The sequence below is a fragment of the Anaerococcus tetradius ATCC 35098 genome (assembly GCF_000159095.1).
GTDB lineage: Bacteria > Bacillota > Clostridia > Tissierellales > Peptoniphilaceae > Anaerococcus > Anaerococcus tetradius.
The window spans coordinates 84703-106685 of the sequence record NZ_GG666296.1 but is presented as its reverse complement, the minus strand read 5'-3'; the positions used below and the strand labels follow the sequence as shown (position 1 = coordinate 106685).

Here is a 21983-nt window from a genome sequence, read left to right as displayed (position 1 = left end):
TAACCTAATATATTGCCTCTAGCTAAGAAACTTCTTTATGATATAATTAATAGAAATGGAGGTAATAATGAGCATTAGAATCTTGCACGTCTTTGGCACTCTCAATCGTGGAGGCGCTGAGACTCTAGTTATGAACATTTACAGAAATATAGACAGAGAGAAAATCCAGTTTGACTTCGTAGTCCATCACAAGGAGGAAGGTGCCTACGAAGAAGAAGTAAGAAAGCTTGGCGGAAAAATTTTTAGGATTCCCAACTACAAGGGGACAAACCACTTTGCTTACAAGAAAGCTTGGGACGATTTGCTTAAAAGTCATCCCGAATATAGGATAGTCCACTGCCATAAGGAATCCATAGTAGCCCTTGTGATGGATGCTTGTAAGAAAAATAAGCGTATTGGCCTTGCCCACAGCCACAACACACAAAATATACCAGGTTTTAAGGGCAAAATTATGGATATGCTAAACAAAAATGTCGATAATAAGGCAAGCTACAGATTTGCTTGCTCAAAGGATGCTGGTGAGTGGATGTTTGGCCCAGGCTCTGATTTTAAAGTCCTAAACAATGGTATCGAGCTTGAAAAATTTGCTTTCAATCCAGAAGTTAGAGAGAAAATAAGAAAAAAGCTAAATTTCGGGGATAAAAAAGTCTTAGGCCACATAGCTAGATTTAATAAGCAGAAAAACCACAGCTTTCTCATAGATATTTTCAATGACTTACTTAAAGAAGATAATTCCTACCTCCTAGTAATGGCAGGTCTTGGAGAGTTAAAGGCTGATATAGAAAAAAAGGTAAAGGATTTGGGCATAGAGGAAAATGTAAGATTTTTGGGTTCTATTGGCTATGTAAACGAACTCTTGCAGGCCATAGATATCTTCATCCTCCCTTCTCTTTATGAAGGTCTTGCAGTATCAACAATAGAAGCTCAGGCAGCAGGCCTTAAGTGCCTTCTAGCTGATACAATTGATAAAAATTCAAAGATAACCGACCTTGTTGAATTTATTCCAATTGATGAGGGGACAGGTCCATGGCTTAGAGCTATCCTAGCTACTGGAGCTTATGAAAGAAAGGATACCAGAAAAGAAATCAAAGAAGCAGGCTTTGATATAAAAGAAACTGCAAATTGGCTTTCTAATTTTTATTTACATCTGTAGTTTACTGAGAATATATGGATTATTTTGAAATAATTTATATATTCTCTTTTTCTTTATCATAAAAAAACTTTATTTCCGCATTGTAATTTATAATTATAGGAATAAAATAATAAATAAACATATTTGGAGGAAATTATGATAGATTATTTGAAGGCATTTGAAGCATTCCTCTGGGGTCTACCGCTGATAGTAGGCATCTTGGGATGTGGTATGTACATAACTATAAAAACCAGAGCTATACAATTTAGAAAACTCTCCTATTCCTTAAAAAATACCCTAGGAAGAGTTTTCGAGAAAGATCCTTTCCACAAAAAAGGTGATATTTCATCCTTCCAAGCTCTCGCGACTGCCCTTGCTGGTACTGTCGGAACTGGAAACATAGTAGGTGTTTCTCTAGCAATCCTCATAGGAGGTCCTGGAGCAATTTTTTGGATGTGGCTTGCTGCGATTTTCGGTATGGCAACTAAGTTTGCTGAAGTAAGTCTTGCTGTTGCCTTCAGAGAAAAAAAAGGAGACCGTTTTGTGGGTGGGCCTATGTATTATATCAAAAATGGTCTTGGAAATGAGAAGCTCGCCAAGTCCTTCGCAATTTTTGCAGGTCTTGCTGTATTTGGTATAGGAAATTCTACCCAATCCAACGCCATAGCAGGAGTCCTAAAGCAAAACCTCAATATAAATCCCTTAATAACTGGTATTGTTTTAAGCATAATCTGTGCTGTAGTAGTTGTAGGAGGCATAAATTCTATAAGCAAGGTTACAGAAAAGTTAGTCCCTTTTATGTCCATCCTCTACATAGTTGGTTGCTTGAGTATTCTTTTTATTAATAGGACTCATATCCTTCCAGCAATTTCTTCTATTTTTGTTGGAGCCTTTAGACCAAGCTCTCTTGGTGGTGGACTGGTGGGCCTTTCTATAAGACAAGTAATAAGTGCGGGAATTGCTCGTGGAGTCTTTACCAACGAGGCAGGCCTTGGCTCATCACCTATAGCCCACGCTTCGGCTAAAACAGATCACCCCATCCGCCAAGGTATCTGGGGAATCGCAGAGGTTTTTGTCGATACAATTATAATTTGTTCAATGACAGCCCTAGTTATTCTTACAACAGGGGCTAACACAAAGACTAATGTCGATGCAAGTACTCTTGTATCAGAAGCCTTCGCCAGTGGTTCAAGCTTTGGCCCTATTATAGTAACCATAGGTCTTAGCCTCTTTGCCTTATCAACCATACTCGGTTGGGCTTATTATGGAGAAGTCAGCCTTGATTTTATCTTTGGCAGAAAAATAATTATCCCTTATAGGATAGTTTATGTTATTTTTGTATTCTTGGGTGCAAACATAGACCTAGGTCTTGTTTGGACTATAGCGAATATCTTAAATGGTCTAATGGCCCTACCAAACCTGATAGCTCTTATAGGCCTAAGCCCTATACTTGTTAAGCTTATAAAGGACTTCTTTCAAGATCCAGAAAGGATAAGAAAGTCCAGCAAAGAATATGAGGCTTGCTTAAAATAAAAAATCGCCGACTTAAGCTTAGCTTAAGTCGGCTTTATTTTATAGGTCGTCTTCTATGATTGATGATTTAGAGTAGGCTGTTACCTTGGCTTCGAAGAAGTCAGTTTTTACTCCGTTTGGATCTGAGTATTCGTCAACCCATTTCATAGATTCTGGAATTTCATCGAATCCTTCATAGAGAGCTTCAAGACCTAGGCCCTTGGCCCTAAGATTGCCTAAATATTTTATATAATCTTCTATCATCTTTTCGTTAAGACCTGCTATTTCATTGCCTATGGCGTATTTACCCCAGGCTATTTCTTGTTCTACACCCTCTTTTAGCATATTCCTATAATAATTTTGAAGCTCTGGTACAAAGAGGTCTTCTCTTTCTTTTTTAAGGTCGTTTATCAGAGACCTAAAGAGCCAAAGGTGGGTGTTTTCGTCCCTGTTGATGTATCTTATCTCTTGGACAGTTCCTGGCATTTTGCCGTTTCTCCCTAGATTGTAGAAGAAGGAGAAGCCTGAATAGAAATAGATTCCTTCTAGAATATAGTTGGCCACAAGGACTTTCATGAATCTAAATTCATCATCATTTTCCAAAAATTCATTGTATTGCTCTCCTATAAATTCATTTCTCTTTAGGAGGTGTTCATCTTCCTTCCATAGGTAAAGGATCCTTGTTCTTTCTTCAGGCGAACAAATTGTATCTAAGATATAGGAATAAGATTGAGAATGGATTGATTCTTGGTAGGTTTGAATTGATAGGCAAAGATTAATCTCGTTTGCTGTGATGTAGGTTTGTAGGTTTGGTAGGTTGGCTGTTTGGATTGAATCAAGATAGGTTAGGAAGGAAAGAATCCTGTCGTAAGCCTTTTTCTCGTATTGGTCAAGCTTTCTATAATCCTTGATATCTTGGTTTAGGTTAATCTCCTCCGGTATCCAGAAATTATTCATTGCTTGCCTATACCAATCACTTGTCCATGTATATTTTAAGTTGTTGAAATCATTTAAGTTGGTAGTATTTCCTTGGATGATTTTTCTCTTGCCAAGGTCTATATCTCCATCCTCATTGAAGATACCACGTTTAGCGACTTCTCTTTTTTTACTTTCTTCCATTTTTTACTCCTTATAAAATATATTGTACGCTAGATACTATTATTGAAAGGATAACACTTGCTACAACAAGACTTCCTAGGTGGCTATCAATATTAGCACCGTCTACAAATTTGAATGCCAGATACAAGACAAAAGCATTTATCACTAGGTTAAACAAGCCCAAAGTTAAGAAACTTATAGGAAATGATAAAAACTTTAGAACAGGTGTGACAATTTTCTGTAATATAGTTAATACCACTGCCGTTAGAACTAGGGCAGATGGTTTATCAAATGAAATATGTGAAATAAAATTGCTCATAAGCCATAAGGCTAGGGCATTTGCTACAAATAGAACCATAAAATCTCCTTTTTTCTTTTGATATTATTATATTAGAATAAAAAATAAGGGCAAGATTGAAAGTTTTTGATATAATAAAACAAAAAGGAGTCGGCATGATTTTTATAAGTGGAATATTGTATTTATTGGCTTTAATAGTTGGTTTTTTTATAGAAATCCCTAGGGGCCTGCTAGTATTTTTTATGCTTTTATTTACATTTGCTATCTTTAGGGAAAGAGGATTGGTTCATCTTTCTAAGAAGTCTAAGATAAATATGATTATAGCCCTTCTTATTTCGATTTTCCTAATCCTTATTTTATCTATCATCCAAGAAAAACTCGGTATAAAATCCTTTAGCTTTATAAATGATAAATATAAATTCAATAGGATTTACTTGGGGCTTGGATATTTTGTAATAAATTTCATCTTAGATGGCCTATCTGCCCTTAAAGAAAAATAAAAGACCTCTGTGGAATAGGCACAAAGTTAGTTTTAGCCTAGCTTTGGGCCCTTTCCAATGGTCTTTTCTTTTTCTTATTTATTTTTAAATTTCACAATATTTCATTAACTGCGAAATACTACTAACTACTTTTTTTGTTTTCTAACTTGCACAGGAATCACATTCCTCCACTTCCTGACTCTTTCCCCTCACATAATAAATAGACTTAACTCCACTTTCCCAGGCACTTATATAGATGTTTAGTAGCTGCCTCATGGAATATTCTGTGGTGATGTAAATATTTACTGATTGGGCTTGATCGATGTGTCTTTGTCTTATGCCTGCCATTCTCATAGATATATTTTGGTCTATGTCGTGGGCATTTTCGTAAAACCAGAAGGTCTTTGTGGTAAGTCCTGGAGCAACCCTTGGAACAATTGCACCCTTTTTTTCTTCTAGGAAGTAACGACTCATGATTGGGTCTACTCCTGCAGATGTACCAGATATAATCGAAGTTGATCCTGTTGGGGCTATGGCCATTAGGTAACCATTTCTTAGACCATGTCGCTTAATTTCGCCTCTTAATTCTTCCCATCTTTGGCTCTTATAGTCTCTTAGGTCGAAGTAGGCTCCGCTTTCCCAATCGCTTCCTTCAAAGCAAGAATAGGCTCCTTTTTCCTTAGCGATTTCTAAAGATTCTTTGATAGCATAATAGTTTATATCTTCATAAACCCTATCTACAAATTCTCCGTGAGCTTGTTCATTTTGCCAGCTAATGTCGTTTTTAACAAGCATATGATGATAACCGCTTGTGCCAAGGCCTATGGCCCTATATTTTTTGTTGGTTACCTTAGCATATGGAGTTGGATAGTAGTTTAGGTCAATTACATTATCAAGGGCCCTTACTACAGTTCTTACAGTTTCTTCAAGCTCTGAGGCGTCATTTACATCGACTTTTCCTAGGGTTAGACTTGCTAGGTTACACTCGACAAAATCTCCAGGTCTTGTCTTATTTACTATAATTGTATCTCCATTCTCGTCTATAATTTCAGTTGAAACTGACTCTGATGGGCTCATATTTTGGGCAATTTCTGTACAAAGATTTGATGAGTAAATCATACCCATGTGCTTGTTTGGATTTAATCTATTTACAGCATCTCTATTAAAGATAAAAGGAGTGCCTGTTTCAGTCCAAGACTTAATCAAAAGTCTTACCATATCTTTTACAGACATAGTTCTTCTTGATATATCCTTATCTTCTACAAGTTTTTTGTAAAAGTCCTCGAATTCTTCTCCATAGGTATCTTCTATGGCCTTGCCGTATTTTTTCTCGACTTCATGAGGGTCAAACATGTGCCAATCTGCATTTATATCATCACGGGTTAGTCTCCAGAATAGATCTGGCACGCATACTCCAGGAAAGACGTCATGAGCCTTCATCCTGTCATCTCCGTTGTTTGTCCTTAGCCCCAAAAATTCTGGCATATCTTTATGCCAAATATCAAGATAAACTGCAACTGCCCCTTGTCTTACTCCAAGTTGATCTACTGCAACAGCTGTGTCGTTAGCAAGTCTTATCCATCGGATGACTCCACCTGCAACTCCCTCAAAGCCACGAATATCTGAGCCATTAGCCCTTACTTTTCCAAAATAAAGGCCCATACCACCCCCATGCTTAGAAACTTCTGCAAAGTTGGTAATGGATCTATAAATTCCCTTTAAGGTGTCTGGAACTGTATCTATGAAGCAAGAGGATAGTTGGTTGAAAGGCTTTCTCGCATTAGTCATAGTTGGTGTAGCCATGGTTGCTTTGAGGGTTGATAGGATATCATAGAGTCTTTTCGCAAAAGATATCTTATCTTTCTCAGGAATGGCAAGGTGCATGGCTATTCCCATAAACATCTCTTGAACCTTTTCAATTAAATCTCCTTGATGGTTGGTAATTAGATATCTCTTTTTGACCAAGTCTAGACCAGAGTAGGTGAAAATATCATCCCTAGTAAAGTCCATATAGCTTTCTAGCTCGTCTATCTCATCTTTGCTGTAATTTTCTAGGATATACTTGCCATAGAGTCCATTTTCCGTAAGAAAAGCTATCTTAGCTTTAAAGTCAAAAAGTTCGTATCTCTCCTCACTTTTTTCTATCTCAAGATTTATTTGATACATCAAAAATCTAGCTGCAATAATTTCCCAATCAGGAGCTTCCTTGCTAGTAAGCTCGCTTGCAGCCCTAGTTATAGCCTTTAGCATGTCTTCTTCTGTCATATTAGCTTTAAGGAAGGATTCGAACTTAAAAAGAAGGGATTCTATAGGATATCTTTGATTATCAAACTCTGTTTGAATCCTTGTTATAATGGCTAGAACCTCTTTATCACTTATATACTTGGAAAAATCTCCTATAATTTTCCTGTCCATATTGTGTTTGGCACGATAGAGGATAAAAGATTTAACTTCCCTATAATAGTTTTCGTCAATTAGGGTAAGTTCCACCAAGTCTTGAATTTCTTCGACACTCACTATATGATCTTTTGGATATTTTTCTCTTATAGTTTCTTCTATCCTCTTGGACATTTTTTCCAAATCATCCTTGCTTATAATACTGTCAACCGAATTAAAGGCTTTGGCTATTGCCTTTTCTATCTTAACTCTTTCGAAGCTAGCCCTAGTTCCATCTCTTTTAATTATCTCCATAAGCTCTCCTTGCTATTAGTTATATATAAATCTATACTAGATATAGTGCTTTTTTATCTCAATCGCTTATTATCATACCATATCTTGTGGTTTTTTAAAACAAGAAAAAACAGCAAGAACTAGCGATTCTTATAAATTCTTGCTGTTTATATTTATTTTTTTATCAAATTTTATTTTATTTTTCGTACAAATGTCTAAACAAATCTTCCTTAACTACTGTTGTATCAAGAAGGATGTCAAATAAGCTTTGTTTTTTAGGACTAATTCCTACAATTATATAAATAAGCTTAAATTTGTTTTGGACATATCTACCGCAAATTTCTCTTAGGACTACTTGTGAAAAGCTAAGTTTATCCGAGCTAAGAGATATTACCCTAAGACCTAAAAGCATCTTGCCTAGGGTTCTTCCCCCTGTAAAAAAGGTCATCAAAGAAAAATAGGCAAGGGTTAGAAGGGTCTTTAGAATTTCTTCGATAGTAAAGGAAAATACCGAAGCCTTAATATCAAAAGGGACAAAGACCTTTAGGATATTAAACAAAGCATAGACTACCATCATGTCTATCAAAAAAGCCACTAGTCTTAAAAAGAATCCAGCATAAGAGTAAGGATAATCTCTTTCCCTAAAATCATCCATTGCTCTCACTTCCTTTAGCTCAGTCATGGTAAGCTCCATACAAATACATTGGACCTATATTATTTTCCTTCATAAGCTTCTCAAGAACGGCTAGGTCTGAATAACTCTTTCTTAGGTCCCTGGCCTTGGAGAATAAAGAAGAAAGCGAGCCCATTACATTATCATTTCTTATAACCATAGGATCACCTAACTTATTATCACTAATCATATCGCTAATAGCTGAATCAATATCACCTATCTTATCAACTAAACCTAGGGATAGGGCTTGGCTGCCATCATAGACCCTACCATCTGCGATTTTTCTAACTTCTTTTTCAGAAAGTCCCCTGCCTTCTACAACTATCTTTACAAATCTATCAAAGGCAGAATTAACGAGTCCTTGGAAGTATTCCTTCTCTTCCTTGTTCATATCTCTACCCTGGCTTCCAGCATCTTTCATCTTGCCAGTTGTGATATTTTGTTCCTTTATTCCGTATTTGTCAAAAAGACCTTGGAGGGAATAAGATTGAATGATTACACCAATTGAACCTGTCCATGTTTCATTTGAAGCATAAATCCTATTAGTTGGAGCAGATATATAATATCCACCGCTTGCTGCCATCTGTCCCATTACAGTGTAAACTGGTTTTTTAGCCTTCTTTAGGGCCTTGATTGCGTTAGCTATACGCTCTGAGGCATAGACTGATCCTCCTGGAGAGTTTACATTTAAGATTACTCCCTTAACCAAAGGATCATCTTTGGCATCCTTTAGTTCACTTACTACAAAGTCATTTGCATCATCTGCTTTAATGACCCCATCGACATCTACCACTTTTATTTTTTCTTTAGGGTTGCTACCTTGGATTACTTCTTCTGTATAATCAGAAAAATCTGTAAGGCTTTTTAGGTACTTACCCCTTAAACTTTCCTTGGCTTCATTTTCTTTATCTTTGGCAAAGCCCGACATAACGAGGACTAGCAAAGTTATAGCCAAGGCTATCAATTTCTTAACGTTAATTTTCATAAATTCTCCTTAGTTTTCCTATTAACATTCTAACACAAAGCTTATAATCTGTTAAGTAAGATATTAATTGCTTTTTTCTTTTAAATTAAGTACAATATTAATGCATTACAAGTATCGTTAACACTAGATACATGTTTATGTATAGCTCCTCTTGGAGCTATTTACATATATCAGGGCTATCACAAGGCCCTTTTTCTTTTGTCATTTCATAAACAAGTTTTGTAACAGCACTATCTAGTAACTCTTCTATGGAAGCTTTTTCTTTTGTTACTATATAAGTCCTGCAACAATCAAAGGGGATTAATATCCTTGTGGCTTTAGCCTTTCCTATAGCTCTTGAAATTTTTTTGCTGATTTCTCCGTGGAGGGAGTCGCTTATGACTATGCCTGTTGTTCCCATTATAAAGTCTGCATCTTTAGTATTTACAACAATTGCATTTTCTCCGGTCGCTATTACATCCGCCCCTGCTTTTTTCATGGCCTTGCTTGAAAAATAGTTTGTTCCAAGTCCATAGACAAGAGCTTCTATATTATTCTTTTTAATTTTACTTATTAGGCTGGCACCTATTGATCCACCTTGACCATCTATCACTACAATTTTCATACATGTCTCCTTATCATTATATTTTATCATAATTTCAACACCTTGACCTAGTTTTTTTTATGTGTTAATATAAGACTGCCAGTATGAAGCTGGCTTTTAGCTAAAACTAAAATACAACCATGAGGGTCTAGGTAATCCTATGCCCTTTTTTGTTTTGAAGTAAGGAAGAATATGGAAAATTTTAATTCACAAAAAGAAAAGTTAGATAAGATAATCAAAGACTTATTAGAAGATAAGTTTGTCCTAGCCTTCTCTGGAGGAGTAGATTCAAGCCTCATCTTAAAGCTTGCGAGTGATTTTAGAAAGAAAAGAAACGACATTGTAGCTATTATGTATAATACTAATACTACACCAGATGGCGACTTAGAAAATGCTCAAAACTTAGCTGATGAGATGGATGTAGAGCTAAGGATTGTTAATATAGATGTTTTTGATAATGATCACATCAAAAATAACAGTATAGATAGGTGCTATCACTGCAAGAGCTTTCTATTTGAACAAGCCTTTAAGCTTAGAGATGAGCTGGGTTATAAGCATGTAGTAGATGGGTCGAACCTAGATGATTACAAGGTTTTTAGACCTGGTGTTAGGGCCCTTAATGATAAGGGAGTAATAAGCCCACTAAAAGACGCTGGCTTTAGTAAAAAAATGGTTAGAGCCTATGCCAAGGAGTTAGGCTTAGAAGTTTACAAGAGACCATCCGCTCCTTGCCTTGCGACGAGATTTCCCTATAACCAACTAATAGATACACAAAAGTTCGATTCTATCAATAAGGCTGAAGCCTTCCTTAAAAGTTTGGGACTTAAAAATGTTCGTGTTAGAGTCTATGGGGATAATAGCAGGATTGAAGTAGATAAGGATGATTTTGATGTAGTTTTCAAAAATACAAGTGAGATTGTAAAGACCCTAAAAAAGCTCGGTTTTAAATATGTAAATTTAGATTTGGAAGGTTATAGGTCAGGGTCAATGGATGAAGTAATAAAAAAGGAAGATAAGCTAAAGCTTAATCCATGGTTAGATTATGAATGATAAAGAATTTTTAGAAAATATCAAAAATGGAAAAATGTCTATAGATGAAGGACTAGCCTACCTAAAGGATTTTAATTTCAAGGATATAGATATAGCAAAATTAGATTTCCAAAGAAAAAATAGGAGGGGCTTTCCTGAAACTATCTTCTGCCAAGGCAAGGAGGACTTCGCCTTAGTCGAAATATTTAAAGCCTTCGCCCAAAGAAATGAATCGGTAATTGGCACTAGGGCAAGCAAAGACCAATACGACTTAGTAAAGAAAGCCTTGCCTAATGCTAAGTATAATCCAACAGCTAGGATAATCTCCCTAGAATACGAAAACAGAGAGAAAATCGGCAATATAGCAGTATGCACTGGAGGAACAGCTGACTTATTCGTCGCAGAAGAAGCCGCCCTCACAGCAGAATTTTTCGGAGCCAAGGTTAACAGATACTATGATATTGGCGTATCTGGTATCCACAGGATGTTAAGTAAAATTGACGAGATAAAAAAAGCCAATGTAATAATAGCCATAGCTGGCATGGAAGGAGCCCTTGCTACTGTCCTTGCAGGTCTAGTCGATAAACCAATCATAGCAGTTCCTACCTCAGTAGGTTACGGAGCAAGCTTTAAGGGCATATCAGCTCTTTTAACTATGCTATCAACCTGTGCCGAAGGAATTTCTGTAGTAAATATCGACAATGGCTACGGAGCAGCCTATGCTAGCTGTCAAATAAATAAACTAATAGAGGAGGAGTAAATGGATTTATATTTTGAAATGTATTCAGGAATAGCTGGAGACATGACTATAGGAGCTCTTTTAGACCTAGGAGCCTCCAAGGAAAAATTAATCAAGGCTATTGAATCTCTTAATATAAAAGGCTACGAGCTAGTCTTTGATAGAGTTAATAAGAAGGGAATCTGTGCCTATAACTTTGATGTAATCCTAGAAGATGAACTTTCAAAAGATCATGATCATAATCATGAATGTGACTTGGACCACGACCACCATCACGGCCATCATCATGACCATGATCATTGCCACCACCATCTTCACAGAAATATTTCCGATATCGAAAAAATCATCTCATCTTCAGACCTTCTTAGCGATAGGGTCAAGAAAGATGCCCTAGGAATTTTCAATATCATAGCAGAAGCTGAAGCCAAGGCTCATGGAATTGACAAAAAAGAAGTTCACTTCCACGAAGTTGGAGCAATCGACTCTATAATAGATGTTCTTGGAGTTTGTGTGCTCCTTGAAGACTTGGAGGTTGATAATATTTACTTCTCCAAGCTCTTCGAGGGCTGTGGCATGCAAAAATGTGCCCATGGCTATATGCCAATACCAGTTCCTGCTGTTGTTAATATCCTTGAGGGTTCTGATATCAGCATAAATATTGTAGATGACTATGGAGAGCACGTCACTCCAACTGGTGCAGCAATCGTAAGATATTTTTCTAAAGGTGAAAGCCTTTCTGAATTTACAATAAAGAAAATCGGTCTGGGTGCTGGCAATAAGGATTTTGAAAAATCCGCCAACATCCTAAGGGTAATGGAGATAGAAAATCCTAAAAAAAAAGCTTAATTCTGGCGGAAACTAACCTTGATGATGTAAGTGGCGAAGTTTTAGGCTATGTGATGGGTGAAGCTATGAAAATCGCTAGAGATTGCTTTTATACACCAATCTATATGAAAAAAAACAGGCCCGCTTACAAACTTTCCATCCTTTGCGATAAGGAAAATATAGAAAAAGTTGAAGACCTTATATTTTCAAACACGACCTCAATTGGTATTAGAAAAATTGAAGTAGAAAGATCTACTCTTGAAAGAGAGATTATTAAGATAGACCATGAAGGTCTAGAAATTTCCTACAAAAAAGTTTTTCACAAGGATAAGACTTATGTTTATCCTGAATATGAATCTGCCCTTAGTTTGGCAAAGACAAAAAAATTATCGATAAAAGAAGCATTTGAAAAAATGAAGATGATTTATGGAGAATATTATGAAAAAATTTAATTTAAGAAATTTAAGCCTAATAGCAATATTAGCTCTTATGCTAAGTGCTTGTGGCTCTAATAATCAAAAGTCAGAAAAAACTGACAAGGAAGAAACAAAAGTAGAAGAAAATGTAAAAGATGACAGCAAAAAAGAAGCTTCTGAAAAGAAAGACGACAAGAAGACTGAAGGAAAAATCGTAATAGAAGATGTCCTAGGTAGAAAAGTTGAGCTAGATAAGCCTCTTGATAAGGTAATTATCCAAGGCTCTGGTTCTGGTGGACCTTTCATGCAAATGATGTATCTAGACAAGGATAATTTCTACAAGAAAATCGCAGCCATGGATGATGGCCTAAGAAAAAATAGAAATGACTTGTATCAAAGATTAGTAAAGCAAATTCCAGAGCTTGATAAGATTAAAAGAGTTTCTAATTTTACAGACAACGACTTTTCAGTAGAAGAGCTCCTATCTATCGATGCAGATGGTATCATTGCTCCTGTTTCTTACAAGGCTCAACTAGATTCTATCCAAGATAAGTTAAATCTTCCAGTTATCTATGTAGACTATCACAGCCAAGATTTAGACAAGCACCTAAAGTCAACTGAGATAATATCAAAGGCTACAGGTCTTGACAAAAATTTCGACAAACTATATTCCTTCTATAAGGAAAAAAGAGAACACGTTGCAAACACTCTAAAGGAAGCAAAAGATAAACCAAATGTATTTCTTGAATGTGGCCAAGATGGAGAAGTAAAATTCGGAAACTCTTATGGTAACAACACTATGTGGGGTAAGATTGTAAATGATTGTGGTGGCCACAACCTAGCAGGTGATGCCCTAGAAGCCAAACAAGCAAGCCCACTTTCAGAAGAATTTGTCCTAAGCAAGGACCCAGATATAATTGTGATTACTGGATCTCAATGGGTTGACAAACCTGATGCAGTAAGAATGGGCTTTGATGTCAACAAAAAAGAAGTTGAAGAAAAAATCGCCAAATACAACACAAGAGATGGTTGGTCAAACCTTAAAGCTATAAAAAACAAAGAATTTTTCGTAATAGGTCACAATGTCGCTCGTGATATGTCAGACTTTTATTCTTATGAAGCCCTAGCTAAAGCCTTCCACCCTGATCTTTTCAAAGATATCGATCCTGATAAGGATATGGAGGAATTTTATCAAAACTTTATGCCTATAAAGTACGAAGGCTGTTGGTTTGCTAAATATGAGTAAGAATAAGAAAATTTTTATCCTTACCCTAATCACCCTAGCCATTTCATTAATTGATTTGTTCATAGGTGTTGGTAACTTAGCCCCAAAAGATCTCCTAAGTCTAAGCGATTTACAAAGGACCATCCTTTTTAAGATAAGGATGCCAGAGATGACTACAGCCTTAATCCTCGGTATGATCTTGGGCCTTGCTGGTGCTTGTATGCAAACTATCCTAGACAATCCCCTAGCAAGTCCCTTCACCCTAGGTGTTTCTTCTGCGGCAGGCTTTGGTGCATCACTTTTCCTAATACTCGGTTTTTCAATAAACTTTATATCCCTTGGAGCGATTGGTTTCGCCATCTTGGCTATAATTTTTGTCTATATCATATCTAGGAAAAGTTTCGCCCACACCAGTTCCATGATTCTTGCAGGAATAGCAGTCAAATTTTTCTTTGACTCCCTAACAAGTCTTATGCAATATGTATCAACAGATGAAACCCTATCATCCATAGTCTTTTGGCTATTCGGTTCGGTATCAAATACCAAACCTAGTCAGATTATAATCCTATTAATATCCTTCCTAATAGCCTTTGTGATTATAATTAGAGATAGCCACAAGCTAACTACCCTTCGCTTCGGTGAAGATAGGGCAAAAAGCCTAGGAGTTGACGTAAAGGGCCTAAAGATTAAAACCTTCATGATCGTATCCATCCTTTCATCAATAGGAGTTAGTTTTGCTGGTGTAATAGGTTTTATTGGCGTTATAGCCCCTCATATATCAAGAAAAATCTTAGGAGAAGACCAAAGATACTACATACTTGGATCGACCCTTACAGGGGCAAGTCTGTTAGTATTTTCATCAGCCCTCTCAAAGATTATAAAACCAGGGGCAATCCTTCCAATAGGAATAATCGCCTCACTAGTAGGCCTACCACTAATCTTTATATTCTTCTTTGGAGGTAAAAATGATTAAGGCAAAAAATCTCTCTATCTCTTATGATAGAAATATAATAGATGATATATCCTTTAGCCTAGAAGCAGGCAAGGTAAATATATTGATGGGAAGAAATGGATCAGGCAAATCTACAATCCTAAATGCAATAAGTGGAATAAAATCCTACCAAGGAGAAATTGAAACTGACGGTAAGGTATCCTATCTAAACCAAAATATAAACTCAAAAATCAAATTTACAGTTTTTGAGACTATCTTGTTAGGCAAGGTAGCAAATCTTTCCCTAAGAATAACCGAAGAAGACAGAAAAGATGTAGAAGATATCCTAGACTTACTAAATATTAGAGAATATAGGGATAAATACATCAACAGGCTATCAGGAGGAGAAGTCCAAAAAGTCTTTATAGGCCAAGCCCTAGTAGCAAAGCCTAAGATTCTCCTCTTAGACGAGCCAGTAAGTGCCCTAGACCTCAAAAATCAATATGAGATAATGAGAATAATAAAAGATTTAACCTATAAACTCAAACTTACAAGTCTAATAAGTCTCCACCAAATAGCCTTGATAGAAAAATTCGCCGACAATATAATCCTAATAAATAACAAAAAAATCTACAGACAAGGTTCATCAAAAGAAGTAATGGACGAGAAGATGTTTATGGATATATTCGGCATGGAAACTGATATCCGAGATTTTGATGGTAATAGACACATATATTTCAAATAGAAAAACAGAAGAAAATAACCCGAGCCTCAAATAAAGAGGCCTCGGGATATGCTTCTGTTTTTTTACACTTTTTAAATATTTAGAAATTTATTATAGCACCTGTTTATTAATTCGCCCAAATTTTTTCAGTTAAATTTTCTCTCCTAAATATACCTACTTCACTAACTATTTTTATATGAGTTTATTTAAAGCTCTTAGCTATTTACTTAGATTAAAAGCATAGCAAAGATATGGGCTGCAAAGCCAGCGAAAAGACCGCCTATGGTATGGGAAAGAATCGCTGAGCTTGTCATTTCTTTTGTCTTTAGGGCATCCATCATAGCTATATGGGTTGATAGATAGCCTGACCAACACATGCACATTGCTGTAAATACTGCTATGTCATTACCTGTTACTGTTGATGAGTTTATGAATTCTTTTACTACACCAAGGGCTGCCCCAGCAGATCCCAAGGCTGTGATAGGCACTGCTATGAATGATTCGTTAGAAAATCCAAAGATAGGGCTTAGAATAAAGGAGAGTTTTTCTCCAAGCCAAGGAAGAAAGGCCACCCCTTGGTTTAGTTCTCCAGTGTAGCCTGTTGGTGGTGCTGAGTTAGTTAAAAGCATTACAACTGTACAAATTGTAATTACTCCAGGAATTATAGCAACTCCCATATCTACTCCCCTCTTACCACCATAGAGGATTGCTTCTATGGCACGGGATCCAGCAGAGCCAGACCTAATTATCCTATGACCTTCTGGAACGCTTACGACCTTGTCTACTTCGACCATATCTTCTGTTCCATAGAATTTCTTTGTAAATCTAAGCATTAGTCTTACAGAAACTATAGAGCCTACTATAGCTCCTAGATTTCCTATTAAGGCTGCCTTGACAGCTCCTTGTATAGGAAGGGCAAACATTGTTGTAGTTACTATAAGGCCCATTCCAAAAGATGTTCCCAGGTTACAAAGGGCTGGCATTTGGAATTTTTTAAAATATTTTTTGAAGTTATCTTCATCAGCAAGGGTTAGGATAGCTGGATTATCTGAAAGATAACAGTTAAGAATCCCCAAGGATGAAGCTCCTGGTAAATTATAGATAGGTTTCATCACCTTGGATAAGAGAATGTCTACTAGGGCAATAAAGCCAAATTCAGAAAATAGGCTAGATAAGGCACCCGCCACAACGGATATACCCATTATGTAAAAGCAGGTATCCATCAAGAGTTTGTAGGCTGTGTTCATTACGGTTGATAGCATATTTGTAGGACCCATAATAGATCCAATCCAGCCAAAACTACCAAAAAATATCAATATAAATATAAAGTTTTCAAGGCTAATATTTTTCTTGTATCCATTATTCATATACGCTCCTGTATTTTAACCAACTAGTGGCTTATTTTTGTTTAGTCAAAAAGCTCTGCCTTAAATTATTGCAATTTACTTAAAGCTTTTCTTAGATTGTAATTAATTATAAGCTTAGATCTGCTTATTAAATCTTAGATAAATTTTATCTTTTCCAAGAATATAGTCAATTATCAAGGATAAATTTCTTGTTATTAATTTTATCAAAAAAAGTCCCAAGCCATAAAGGCTGAGACTAATTTTTAATCTATATTATTCTTATCGCCCTCGATAGGATCTTCTGTTTTTTCTTCGTTTTCCAGCTTAGAATCTTCACTATTTTTTTCTTCTTTGCTTTCATGAGCAAGTTCTACCTCAGCCTGATCAGATCCTTTTTTATTTAGGATGGCCATAAATTCTTCACCTGTTATGGTTTCTTCTTTGAGCAAGAAATCAGAAATTTCGTGAAGTTTGTCTAGATTATCCTTGAGGATTTCGATAGCTCTCATATGGGCTTGGGATATGATTTTGGCAACTTTCTCGTCGATTTTATTGCCGGTTCCGTCAGAAACTATCATAGCCCTTTGACCGCCTAGGTATCTTCCTTGGATTTGTTCTAATTGCATAAAGTCAAATTCATCATCCATACCATAGATAGTTACCATATTCCTTGCTATTGCTGTTGCTTTTTCGATATCGTTACTTGCTCCGGTAGTTTTGGTATTAAAGATTAACTCTTCTGCAGACCTACCTCCAGCGAAGGTTACTATTTCATCGAATAGTTCTTGCTTGGTCATGATGTATTTCTCATCCTTATCCACAGTCATAGTATAACCTAGGGCTCCACCAGTTCTTGGAACTATGGTAATCTTGGTTACTGGTGTCTTTTGAGTTTGGATAGCTGCAACTAGAGCATGTCCTACTTCATGATAAGCTATTATTTTCTTTTGGTCATCGCTTATTACAGCATTTTTCTTTTGTTGACCAGCTATTACTGTCTCTATTGATTCTTCTAGGTCCTCTTGAGTTAGCTTTTTACGTCCTTCCCTTACTGCACGAAGGGCTCCTTCATTAACTATGTTTGCAAGGTCGGCACCACTTGTTCCAGCAGTTCTTTTTGCAATTTCTTCATAGTCTATGTCATCTTCACGTTTTATGTTTTTTGCATGAACTTTTAGTATGTCTTCACGACCCTTTAGGTCTGGAAGTTCAACTTGTACCTGCCTATCAAAACGACCTGGTCTAGTTAGGGCAGGGTCTAGGATTTCTGGCCTATTGGTTGCTGCTAGAAGAACTACTCCTTCTGTCGCATCGAAACCATCCATTTCATTAAGAAGTTGGTTTAGGGTTTGTTCACGCTCATCATTTCCAGAATAACCAGAAACATCACGTTTTTTACCAATAGCATCAATCTCATCTATAAATACTATACAAGGTGCCTTCTCCTTGGCTTGCTTGAACAAGTCACGAACCTTGCTTGCCCCCATACCTACAAACATCTCAACAAATTCAGAACCTGATATAGAGAAGAATGGAACATTAGCCTCACCTGCTACGGCTTTGGCCATAAGGGTTTTTCCTGTTCCTGGAGGGCCTACCAAAAGCACTCCCTTAGGAACTTTAGCTCCTATTTCCTTGTACTTTCCAGGTTTGTGGAGGAAGTCAACTATTTCGCTTAGGGAATCCTTGGCTTCTTCTTGGCCTGCTACATCCTTAAAGGTCTTGCCTGTTTTGTTTTCTACATAGATTTTGGCATTAGATTTGCCAAAATTCATGAAGTCTCCGCCACCACGGCCACCCATGGTTTTGGTTAGTGATCTTGATGCAAAGTAGAAGATTACCCAGATAAATACCAAAGGCAAAACACTTGTCAAGAACAAGGATAGATAAGGATTCATCTTGGTTTCTATCTCTTGGCTAAAGACTAGTTTGTCGTTTTTTTCTTTTGCCTTTAGAAGCCTTTCTGTAAGGTCTTTGTCTTGCCATAAACCTGTTTCGTAGACTTTTTCATCTCCATCCACCTTGGCTTTGAAGGTGTATTTTTGATCATCTTTTGATACTTCAGTTACTTGATCGTGATTGATCATCTCTACAAACTGACTGTAGGATACTTCCTTAACACTCTCATCTTTAGCGATGGGGTTTAAGGCAAATCTTATTACTATGAAAATTACTATGGCAATCAACCAATAATATAATAGGGGTTTCTTGCCTTCATTTCGGTTAAACATCTAAACCACTCCTGTTTATGTATTTATCAAGCAGGGCTTCTAAGGCCTCTAATTCTTCAACTATTGTTTTTAGGTTGACATCTATTCCTTCCTCTGGAATATCATCCCTTATAGTTTGGAAATATCTATCAACCATGTGAGCAGCTTTCTCACCACTTTCGGTAAGGACTACAATTACAACTCTTTCGTCTTCTTCGCTTCTAACTCTTTTTACGAAGCCTTGTTTTTCTAGTCTCTTGCATATATTAGAAATATTACCACCTGTTATACCTATGGCCTTGCCGAGGCTACCAATGGATATGGCTTTTTCTCTATTTGAATAAAGGGTAATAATCATCTTTAATTGTAATGGTGTTATATCTAGTTCATTTGCAGTATCTTGTAACAACAAATCAATTTTATGTGAAATTTCTCTTATCATTGAGAATATGGAATTATTAAATTCAAAAAAATCAATATGCTTTTCTGTCATATTTCCTCCTGAAATAATTGTGCTACACTATTATCTTACATATAAGTTAAATTTTTTCAATATTTGATATCTATATTTCAAATATACTTTTACATACTATAAGGATATTTGACTTATTTATATTACTATTTTTTATTCTAGGGTCAATTTTAGAATTTAATTTTTCTTATACAGATAAATATATAGATAAAAACTTTCGAGATGGTGATTTTCTCGAAAGCCCTTGGTTATTTGCTTGATTTTTTAATATTGTTGATATATCTAACTGCATTTAAGCCTGCAAGCTGACCCTCGCCTACTGCTTTCATTATCTGGTAAGGCTTACCACTTATATCTCCTGCGGCAAAAAGTCCCTTGATATTAGTAGCCATGTTTCTATCAACTTCTATGTGATTGTCGATAAGCTTTATGGAAGGGACTAATCTTTGTGGCTTGGATGAGTCTTTTATTACGAAAAAACCGTCCGCCTTGATTTCTCTTCCCGACTTAAATTCCAAGACTTCTGCTCTATCCTTTCCCTTAAAGCCCCAAGCTATTTCATCATCTATTAGGTCTACTTTGGGATTTAGTGAGATATCCTTCTTGTACATATTTACAAAGCTTACTTTTCCTACTATTTCTGCTACAAAGTTTGCTTCTTCTATGCTTTCTTCATTATAACCAATTACAACTATTTCCTTTCCCTTATATAGGGCCGCATCACAAGTTGCACAATAGCTTATGCCCTTGGCGAAAAATTTCTCCTCATTTATCAAATCCTTCTTCCTATCTATACCACAGGCTATTATTGTAGATCTTGCTTCAATAAATTCTCCTGATTTGAGGGCTAGAGCAAAATACTCGCCCATGGCATAAACTGTCTGAATTTTCTCTTTGGAAAAGGTAATTTCATAAGATTTTAAGCTTTTTTTGAATCTTTCATTTAATTCTTTTCCGCTTATATCCTCAAAACCCAAGTAGTTTTTGATTGATTCAGTCTTAACAAGGGAGGGTGAATCTTCACCAAAGACAATAACTGATTTATTTCTAACTTTTGAATTTAAAGCGGCGCTAAGTCCAGCAGGACCTGCGCCGATTATCGCCAAATCATATCTCATTATTGGTATTTGTCCATTTTTTCAACTATTGCTTCTTTTGGATGGAAACCTATTAGATTTTCTTTTAGGACACCGTCCTTAAAAATCATCAAGGAAGGAACTGCATTTACATTGTATTGACTTGCTATATCTTCAGATTCGTCCACGTCTATATTATAAATCGTATAAGCGCCTGCTAATTCTTCTAAAATAGGAGCTTGCATCTTGCATGGTCCACACCAAGTTGCTGAAAAATCAACTAGGATCAAGCCCTTACCACTTTCTACTTCTTGTCTGAATTCATTTGAGTTTAGTTTTTTCATAATATCTCCTAACTATTTTGTTCTACTAATCCTGAAACTTGATTTACTGGAAGGGAGTAGATTATACCCCTTCCTTCTTTTTCAAGTTCCATCTCCTTATATATTTTACCCTTTATCGTCTCTTCTAATTCTTTTTTTATGAGCATTAAGACAATATCCTTTTCTGGCTCTATGGTCATATTGAAAAATATTGGTGATTTTATGTTTTTTCCAGATCCCCTGCCGTGAATTAGAGTTGCGCCACGTGCCCATTAGCTTGGACTATGTGGATAGCCTTTTGACCAAGATGCCTATCCACTATTACATATAGACATACATATTCCATACTATAATCCTTTCCATCAAGAGCTGTAGAAAAAGCTATTGCCGTATTTACACCCCTTAATTTGTCCTCTATTTTATTAAATAATATATTTGCTTTTTCTTCATCAAATAAAGCTGTTACTATTTCTTTTTTTCTCTTATCTATGTGAAGCTTATTTAGTATTTCGCTTGGGGCAGAGCCTTCTCCATAAAAACAAGCTATGGCAAAAGCACCTTCAGCTTTTAGTTATTTCATAAATTCGCTTCCCTTGCCGCCTGGCAGAATTATCCTAATATATTGCATTAACTCCTCCCCTTAAACAAAGTTCCTAGAATCATAATGGTAATAACAGGCATCAAGGCAACGAAGGCGATTACTCCAAGTCCATCTCCTACATTTCCAGCAACTCCCTGACAAAAGGCTAATATAAAGGTTGCTGTCATTGGCCCCGAGGCAACTCCACCTGAATCAAAGGCTATTCCAACAAATATTTGAGGAACCTTCCTAGATAATAATAAGGAAATCACAAAATCTGGAACTATTACCATCCACAGAGAAAATCCTTCTATCTTTATCCTAAATATTGCAAGCATAACCGCAAAGGCAACACCTATTGATAGGGCCCTTAGGATTAGTTTTCTTGGAATTGATCCTCCTGTAACATCTTCTACCTGCTCGGCTAAGACTGCTACTGCTGGTTCTGCCAAGACTACAAGAAGACCTAGGATAAAGGCTATTAGGGCTAAGAGTTTAGAATCCCTCAAGGCTTCACCCATAACTCTTGCAAGTTCCATAAAACCTGCCTAAACAGATGTTAGAAATATACTAAGGGGTTGTTGCAAAACTATGAATAATCATCGTACCATCGTTAGAAGGTTCTCTTAGGAAATTTTACCTCTCCTTGCCGGTAGG

The 21983-nt window shown here is 36.4% G+C and carries 23 protein-coding genes; 10 read left to right on the top strand and 13 right to left on the bottom strand.

Translation table 11 applies throughout. The features are described from left to right. Positions 1-67 precede the first annotated feature (67 nt). Positions 68-1153, top strand: a complete 1086-nt coding sequence (locus HMPREF0077_RS03590; protein ID WP_040349382.1) for a glycosyltransferase family 1 protein — start codon at positions 68-70, stop codon at positions 1151-1153. Positions 1154-1288: 135 nt separating this feature from the next. Beyond that, on the top strand, positions 1289-2665 hold the full coding sequence (locus tag HMPREF0077_RS03585; protein ID WP_004836599.1) for an alanine/glycine:cation symporter family protein: 1377 nt from the start codon (positions 1289-1291) through the stop codon (positions 2663-2665). Positions 2666-2704: 39 nt separating this feature from the next. On the opposite strand, the gene HMPREF0077_RS03580 is transcribed toward HMPREF0077_RS03585, so the two are convergent. Both HMPREF0077_RS03580 and HMPREF0077_RS03575 read right to left on the bottom strand, forming a co-directional pair. Next, complete coding sequence (locus HMPREF0077_RS03580; RefSeq protein ID WP_004836598.1) at positions 2705-3763, bottom strand: ribonucleotide-diphosphate reductase subunit beta; 1059 nt, start codon at positions 3761-3763, stop codon at positions 2705-2707. Positions 3764-3773: 10 nt separating this feature from the next. After that, the gene (locus HMPREF0077_RS03575; protein WP_004836597.1) at positions 3774-4100 is read right to left on the bottom strand and encodes a phage holin family protein; all 327 of its coding nucleotides are present in this window, start codon (positions 4098-4100) and stop codon (positions 3774-3776) included. A 95-nt stretch (positions 4101-4195) separates the two neighbouring features. Here HMPREF0077_RS03575 and HMPREF0077_RS03570 point away from each other — a divergent pair, with 95 nt between their 5' ends. Continuing rightward, the gene (locus tag HMPREF0077_RS03570) at positions 4196-4540 is read left to right on the top strand and encodes a hypothetical protein (protein ID WP_155811725.1); all 345 of its coding nucleotides are present in this window, start codon (positions 4196-4198) and stop codon (positions 4538-4540) included. Between the two features lie 141 nt (positions 4541-4681). Here HMPREF0077_RS03570 and HMPREF0077_RS03565 read toward each other — a convergent pair whose 3' ends face one another. The 4 genes from HMPREF0077_RS03565 to HMPREF0077_RS03550 form a co-directional block, all read right to left on the bottom strand. After that, the gene (locus HMPREF0077_RS03565) at positions 4682-7210 is read right to left on the bottom strand and encodes a ribonucleoside-diphosphate reductase subunit alpha (RefSeq protein WP_004836595.1); all 2529 of its coding nucleotides are present in this window, start codon (positions 7208-7210) and stop codon (positions 4682-4684) included. Between the two features lie 175 nt (positions 7211-7385). Next, a complete protein-coding gene (locus HMPREF0077_RS03560) occupies positions 7386-7871 on the bottom strand; it encodes an RDD family protein (RefSeq protein ID WP_004836594.1) in 486 nt (161 codons plus the stop codon). Continuing rightward, positions 7864-8847 carry a signal peptide peptidase SppA gene (gene sppA, locus HMPREF0077_RS03555; RefSeq protein ID WP_004836593.1) on the bottom strand — a complete coding sequence of 328 codons (984 nt, stop codon included), beginning with the start codon at positions 8845-8847 and terminating at the stop codon, positions 7864-7866. Before sppA ends, HMPREF0077_RS03560 begins: the two co-directional genes overlap by 8 nt. 157 nt (positions 8848-9004) lie before the next feature. After that, complete coding sequence (locus HMPREF0077_RS03550) at positions 9005-9451, bottom strand: DUF3842 family protein (RefSeq protein ID WP_040349381.1); 447 nt, start codon at positions 9449-9451, stop codon at positions 9005-9007. A 171-nt stretch (positions 9452-9622) separates the two neighbouring features. Here HMPREF0077_RS03550 and larE point away from each other — a divergent pair, with 171 nt between their 5' ends. The 7 genes from larE to HMPREF0077_RS03515 are packed head-to-tail and all read left to right on the top strand — an operon-like array spanning position 9623 to position 15340. Then, entirely contained in the window at positions 9623-10480 is an 858-nt protein-coding gene (larE, locus tag HMPREF0077_RS03545) for an ATP-dependent sacrificial sulfur transferase LarE (RefSeq protein ID WP_004836591.1), read from the top strand. Beyond that, the gene (gene larB, locus HMPREF0077_RS03540) at positions 10473-11219 is read left to right on the top strand and encodes a nickel pincer cofactor biosynthesis protein LarB (protein WP_004836590.1); all 747 of its coding nucleotides are present in this window, start codon (positions 10473-10475) and stop codon (positions 11217-11219) included. The genes larE and larB overlap by 8 nt, the downstream gene beginning before the upstream one ends. Further along, complete coding sequence (gene larC, locus HMPREF0077_RS11090; RefSeq protein ID WP_004836589.1) at positions 11220-12044, top strand: nickel pincer cofactor biosynthesis protein LarC; 825 nt, start codon at positions 11220-11222, stop codon at positions 12042-12044. Continuing rightward, positions 12044-12475 (top strand): nickel pincer cofactor biosynthesis protein LarC2, encoded by a 432-nt coding sequence (larC2, locus tag HMPREF0077_RS11085; protein ID WP_487042719.1) that lies wholly within the window; start codon positions 12044-12046, stop codon positions 12473-12475. The genes larC and larC2 overlap by 1 nt, the downstream gene beginning before the upstream one ends. Next, positions 12462-13685: an ABC transporter substrate-binding protein gene (locus tag HMPREF0077_RS03525; protein ID WP_155811723.1), complete on the top strand. Its 1224-nt coding sequence runs from the start codon at positions 12462-12464 to the stop codon at positions 13683-13685. The genes larC2 and HMPREF0077_RS03525 overlap by 14 nt, the downstream gene beginning before the upstream one ends. Then, positions 13678-14637, top strand: coding sequence for a FecCD family ABC transporter permease (locus HMPREF0077_RS03520; RefSeq protein WP_004836586.1), 960 nt, complete (start codon positions 13678-13680; stop codon positions 14635-14637). Before HMPREF0077_RS03525 ends, HMPREF0077_RS03520 begins: the two co-directional genes overlap by 8 nt. Continuing rightward, positions 14630-15340, top strand: coding sequence for an ABC transporter ATP-binding protein (locus tag HMPREF0077_RS03515; protein ID WP_004836585.1), 711 nt, complete (start codon positions 14630-14632; stop codon positions 15338-15340). Before HMPREF0077_RS03520 ends, HMPREF0077_RS03515 begins: the two co-directional genes overlap by 8 nt. Before the next feature lie 206 nt (positions 15341-15546). Here HMPREF0077_RS03515 and HMPREF0077_RS03510 read toward each other — a convergent pair whose 3' ends face one another. From HMPREF0077_RS03510 to HMPREF0077_RS03480, 7 genes are all read right to left on the bottom strand, one after another. Beyond that, positions 15547-16686: a CD0519/CD1768 family membrane protein gene (locus tag HMPREF0077_RS03510; RefSeq protein ID WP_004836584.1), complete on the bottom strand. Its 1140-nt coding sequence runs from the start codon at positions 16684-16686 to the stop codon at positions 15547-15549. Positions 16687-16928: 242 nt separating this feature from the next. Continuing rightward, positions 16929-18896 carry an ATP-dependent zinc metalloprotease FtsH gene (gene ftsH / locus HMPREF0077_RS03505; protein ID WP_004836583.1) on the bottom strand — a complete coding sequence of 656 codons (1968 nt, stop codon included), beginning with the start codon at positions 18894-18896 and terminating at the stop codon, positions 16929-16931. Continuing rightward, positions 18889-19368: a MarR family winged helix-turn-helix transcriptional regulator gene (locus HMPREF0077_RS03500; RefSeq protein ID WP_004836582.1), complete on the bottom strand. Its 480-nt coding sequence runs from the start codon at positions 19366-19368 to the stop codon at positions 18889-18891. Before HMPREF0077_RS03500 ends, ftsH begins: the two co-directional genes overlap by 8 nt. Positions 19369-19595: 227 nt before the next feature. Continuing rightward, positions 19596-20453, bottom strand: a complete 858-nt coding sequence (locus HMPREF0077_RS03495; protein WP_338079159.1) for an NAD(P)/FAD-dependent oxidoreductase — start codon at positions 20451-20453, stop codon at positions 19596-19598. 11 nt (positions 20454-20464) lie between these two features. Then, the gene (trxA, locus tag HMPREF0077_RS03490) at positions 20465-20767 is read right to left on the bottom strand and encodes a thioredoxin (RefSeq protein WP_004836580.1); all 303 of its coding nucleotides are present in this window, start codon (positions 20765-20767) and stop codon (positions 20465-20467) included. Between the two features lie 8 nt (positions 20768-20775). Further along, positions 20776-20913 (bottom strand): hypothetical protein, encoded by a 138-nt coding sequence (locus HMPREF0077_RS10925; protein WP_248596431.1) that lies wholly within the window; start codon positions 20911-20913, stop codon positions 20776-20778. A 460-nt stretch (positions 20914-21373) separates the two neighbouring features. Further along, positions 21374-21865 carry a DUF1538 domain-containing protein gene (locus HMPREF0077_RS03480; protein WP_004836578.1) on the bottom strand — a complete coding sequence of 164 codons (492 nt, stop codon included), beginning with the start codon at positions 21863-21865 and terminating at the stop codon, positions 21374-21376. Positions 21866-21983 lie beyond the last annotated feature (118 nt).

Bases quoted from the DNA above. Each gene is read 5' to 3' on its own strand.
- HMPREF0077_RS03575 (WP_004836597.1), bottom strand. From the start codon at position 4,100: ATGGTTCTATTTGTAGCAAATGCCCTAGCCTTATGGCTTATGAGCAAT.
- sppA (WP_004836593.1), bottom strand. From the start codon at position 8,847: ATGAAAATTAACGTTAAGAAATTGATAGCCTTGGCTATAACTTTGCTA.
- HMPREF0077_RS03580 (WP_004836598.1), bottom strand. From the start codon at position 3,763: ATGGAAGAAAGTAAAAAAAGAGAAGTCGCTAAACGTGGTATCTTCAAT.
- HMPREF0077_RS03565 (WP_004836595.1), bottom strand. From the start codon at position 7,210: ATGGAGATAATTAAAAGAGATGGAACTAGGGCTAGCTTCGAAAGAGTT.
- ftsH (WP_004836583.1), bottom strand. From the start codon at position 18,896: ATGTTTAACCGAAATGAAGGCAAGAAACCCCTATTATATTATTGGTTG.
- HMPREF0077_RS03510 (WP_004836584.1), bottom strand. From the start codon at position 16,686: ATGAATAATGGATACAAGAAAAATATTAGCCTTGAAAACTTTATATTT.
- HMPREF0077_RS03570 (WP_155811725.1), top strand. From the start codon at position 4,196: ATGATTTTTATAAGTGGAATATTGTATTTATTGGCTTTAATAGTTGGT.
- HMPREF0077_RS03500 (WP_004836582.1), bottom strand. From the start codon at position 19,368: ATGACAGAAAAGCATATTGATTTTTTTGAATTTAATAATTCCATATTC.
- larB (WP_004836590.1), top strand. From the start codon at position 10,473: ATGAATGATAAAGAATTTTTAGAAAATATCAAAAATGGAAAAATGTCT.
- trxA (WP_004836580.1), bottom strand. From the start codon at position 20,767: ATGAAAAAACTAAACTCAAATGAATTCAGACAAGAAGTAGAAAGTGGT.
- larE (WP_004836591.1), top strand. From the start codon at position 9,623: ATGGAAAATTTTAATTCACAAAAAGAAAAGTTAGATAAGATAATCAAA.
- larC (WP_004836589.1), top strand. From the start codon at position 11,220: ATGGATTTATATTTTGAAATGTATTCAGGAATAGCTGGAGACATGACT.
- HMPREF0077_RS03515 (WP_004836585.1), top strand. From the start codon at position 14,630: ATGATTAAGGCAAAAAATCTCTCTATCTCTTATGATAGAAATATAATA.
- HMPREF0077_RS03550 (WP_040349381.1), bottom strand. From the start codon at position 9,451: ATGAAAATTGTAGTGATAGATGGTCAAGGTGGATCAATAGGTGCCAGC.
- HMPREF0077_RS03585 (WP_004836599.1), top strand. From the start codon at position 1,289: ATGATAGATTATTTGAAGGCATTTGAAGCATTCCTCTGGGGTCTACCG.
- HMPREF0077_RS03525 (WP_155811723.1), top strand. From the start codon at position 12,462: ATGAAAAAATTTAATTTAAGAAATTTAAGCCTAATAGCAATATTAGCT.
- HMPREF0077_RS10925 (WP_248596431.1), bottom strand. From the start codon at position 20,913: ATGCTCATAAAAAAAGAATTAGAAGAGACGATAAAGGGTAAAATATAT.
- HMPREF0077_RS03560 (WP_004836594.1), bottom strand. From the start codon at position 7,871: ATGACTGAGCTAAAGGAAGTGAGAGCAATGGATGATTTTAGGGAAAGA.
- HMPREF0077_RS03520 (WP_004836586.1), top strand. From the start codon at position 13,678: ATGAGTAAGAATAAGAAAATTTTTATCCTTACCCTAATCACCCTAGCC.
- HMPREF0077_RS03590 (WP_040349382.1), top strand. From the start codon at position 68: ATGAGCATTAGAATCTTGCACGTCTTTGGCACTCTCAATCGTGGAGGC.
- HMPREF0077_RS03480 (WP_004836578.1), bottom strand. From the start codon at position 21,865: ATGGAACTTGCAAGAGTTATGGGTGAAGCCTTGAGGGATTCTAAACTC.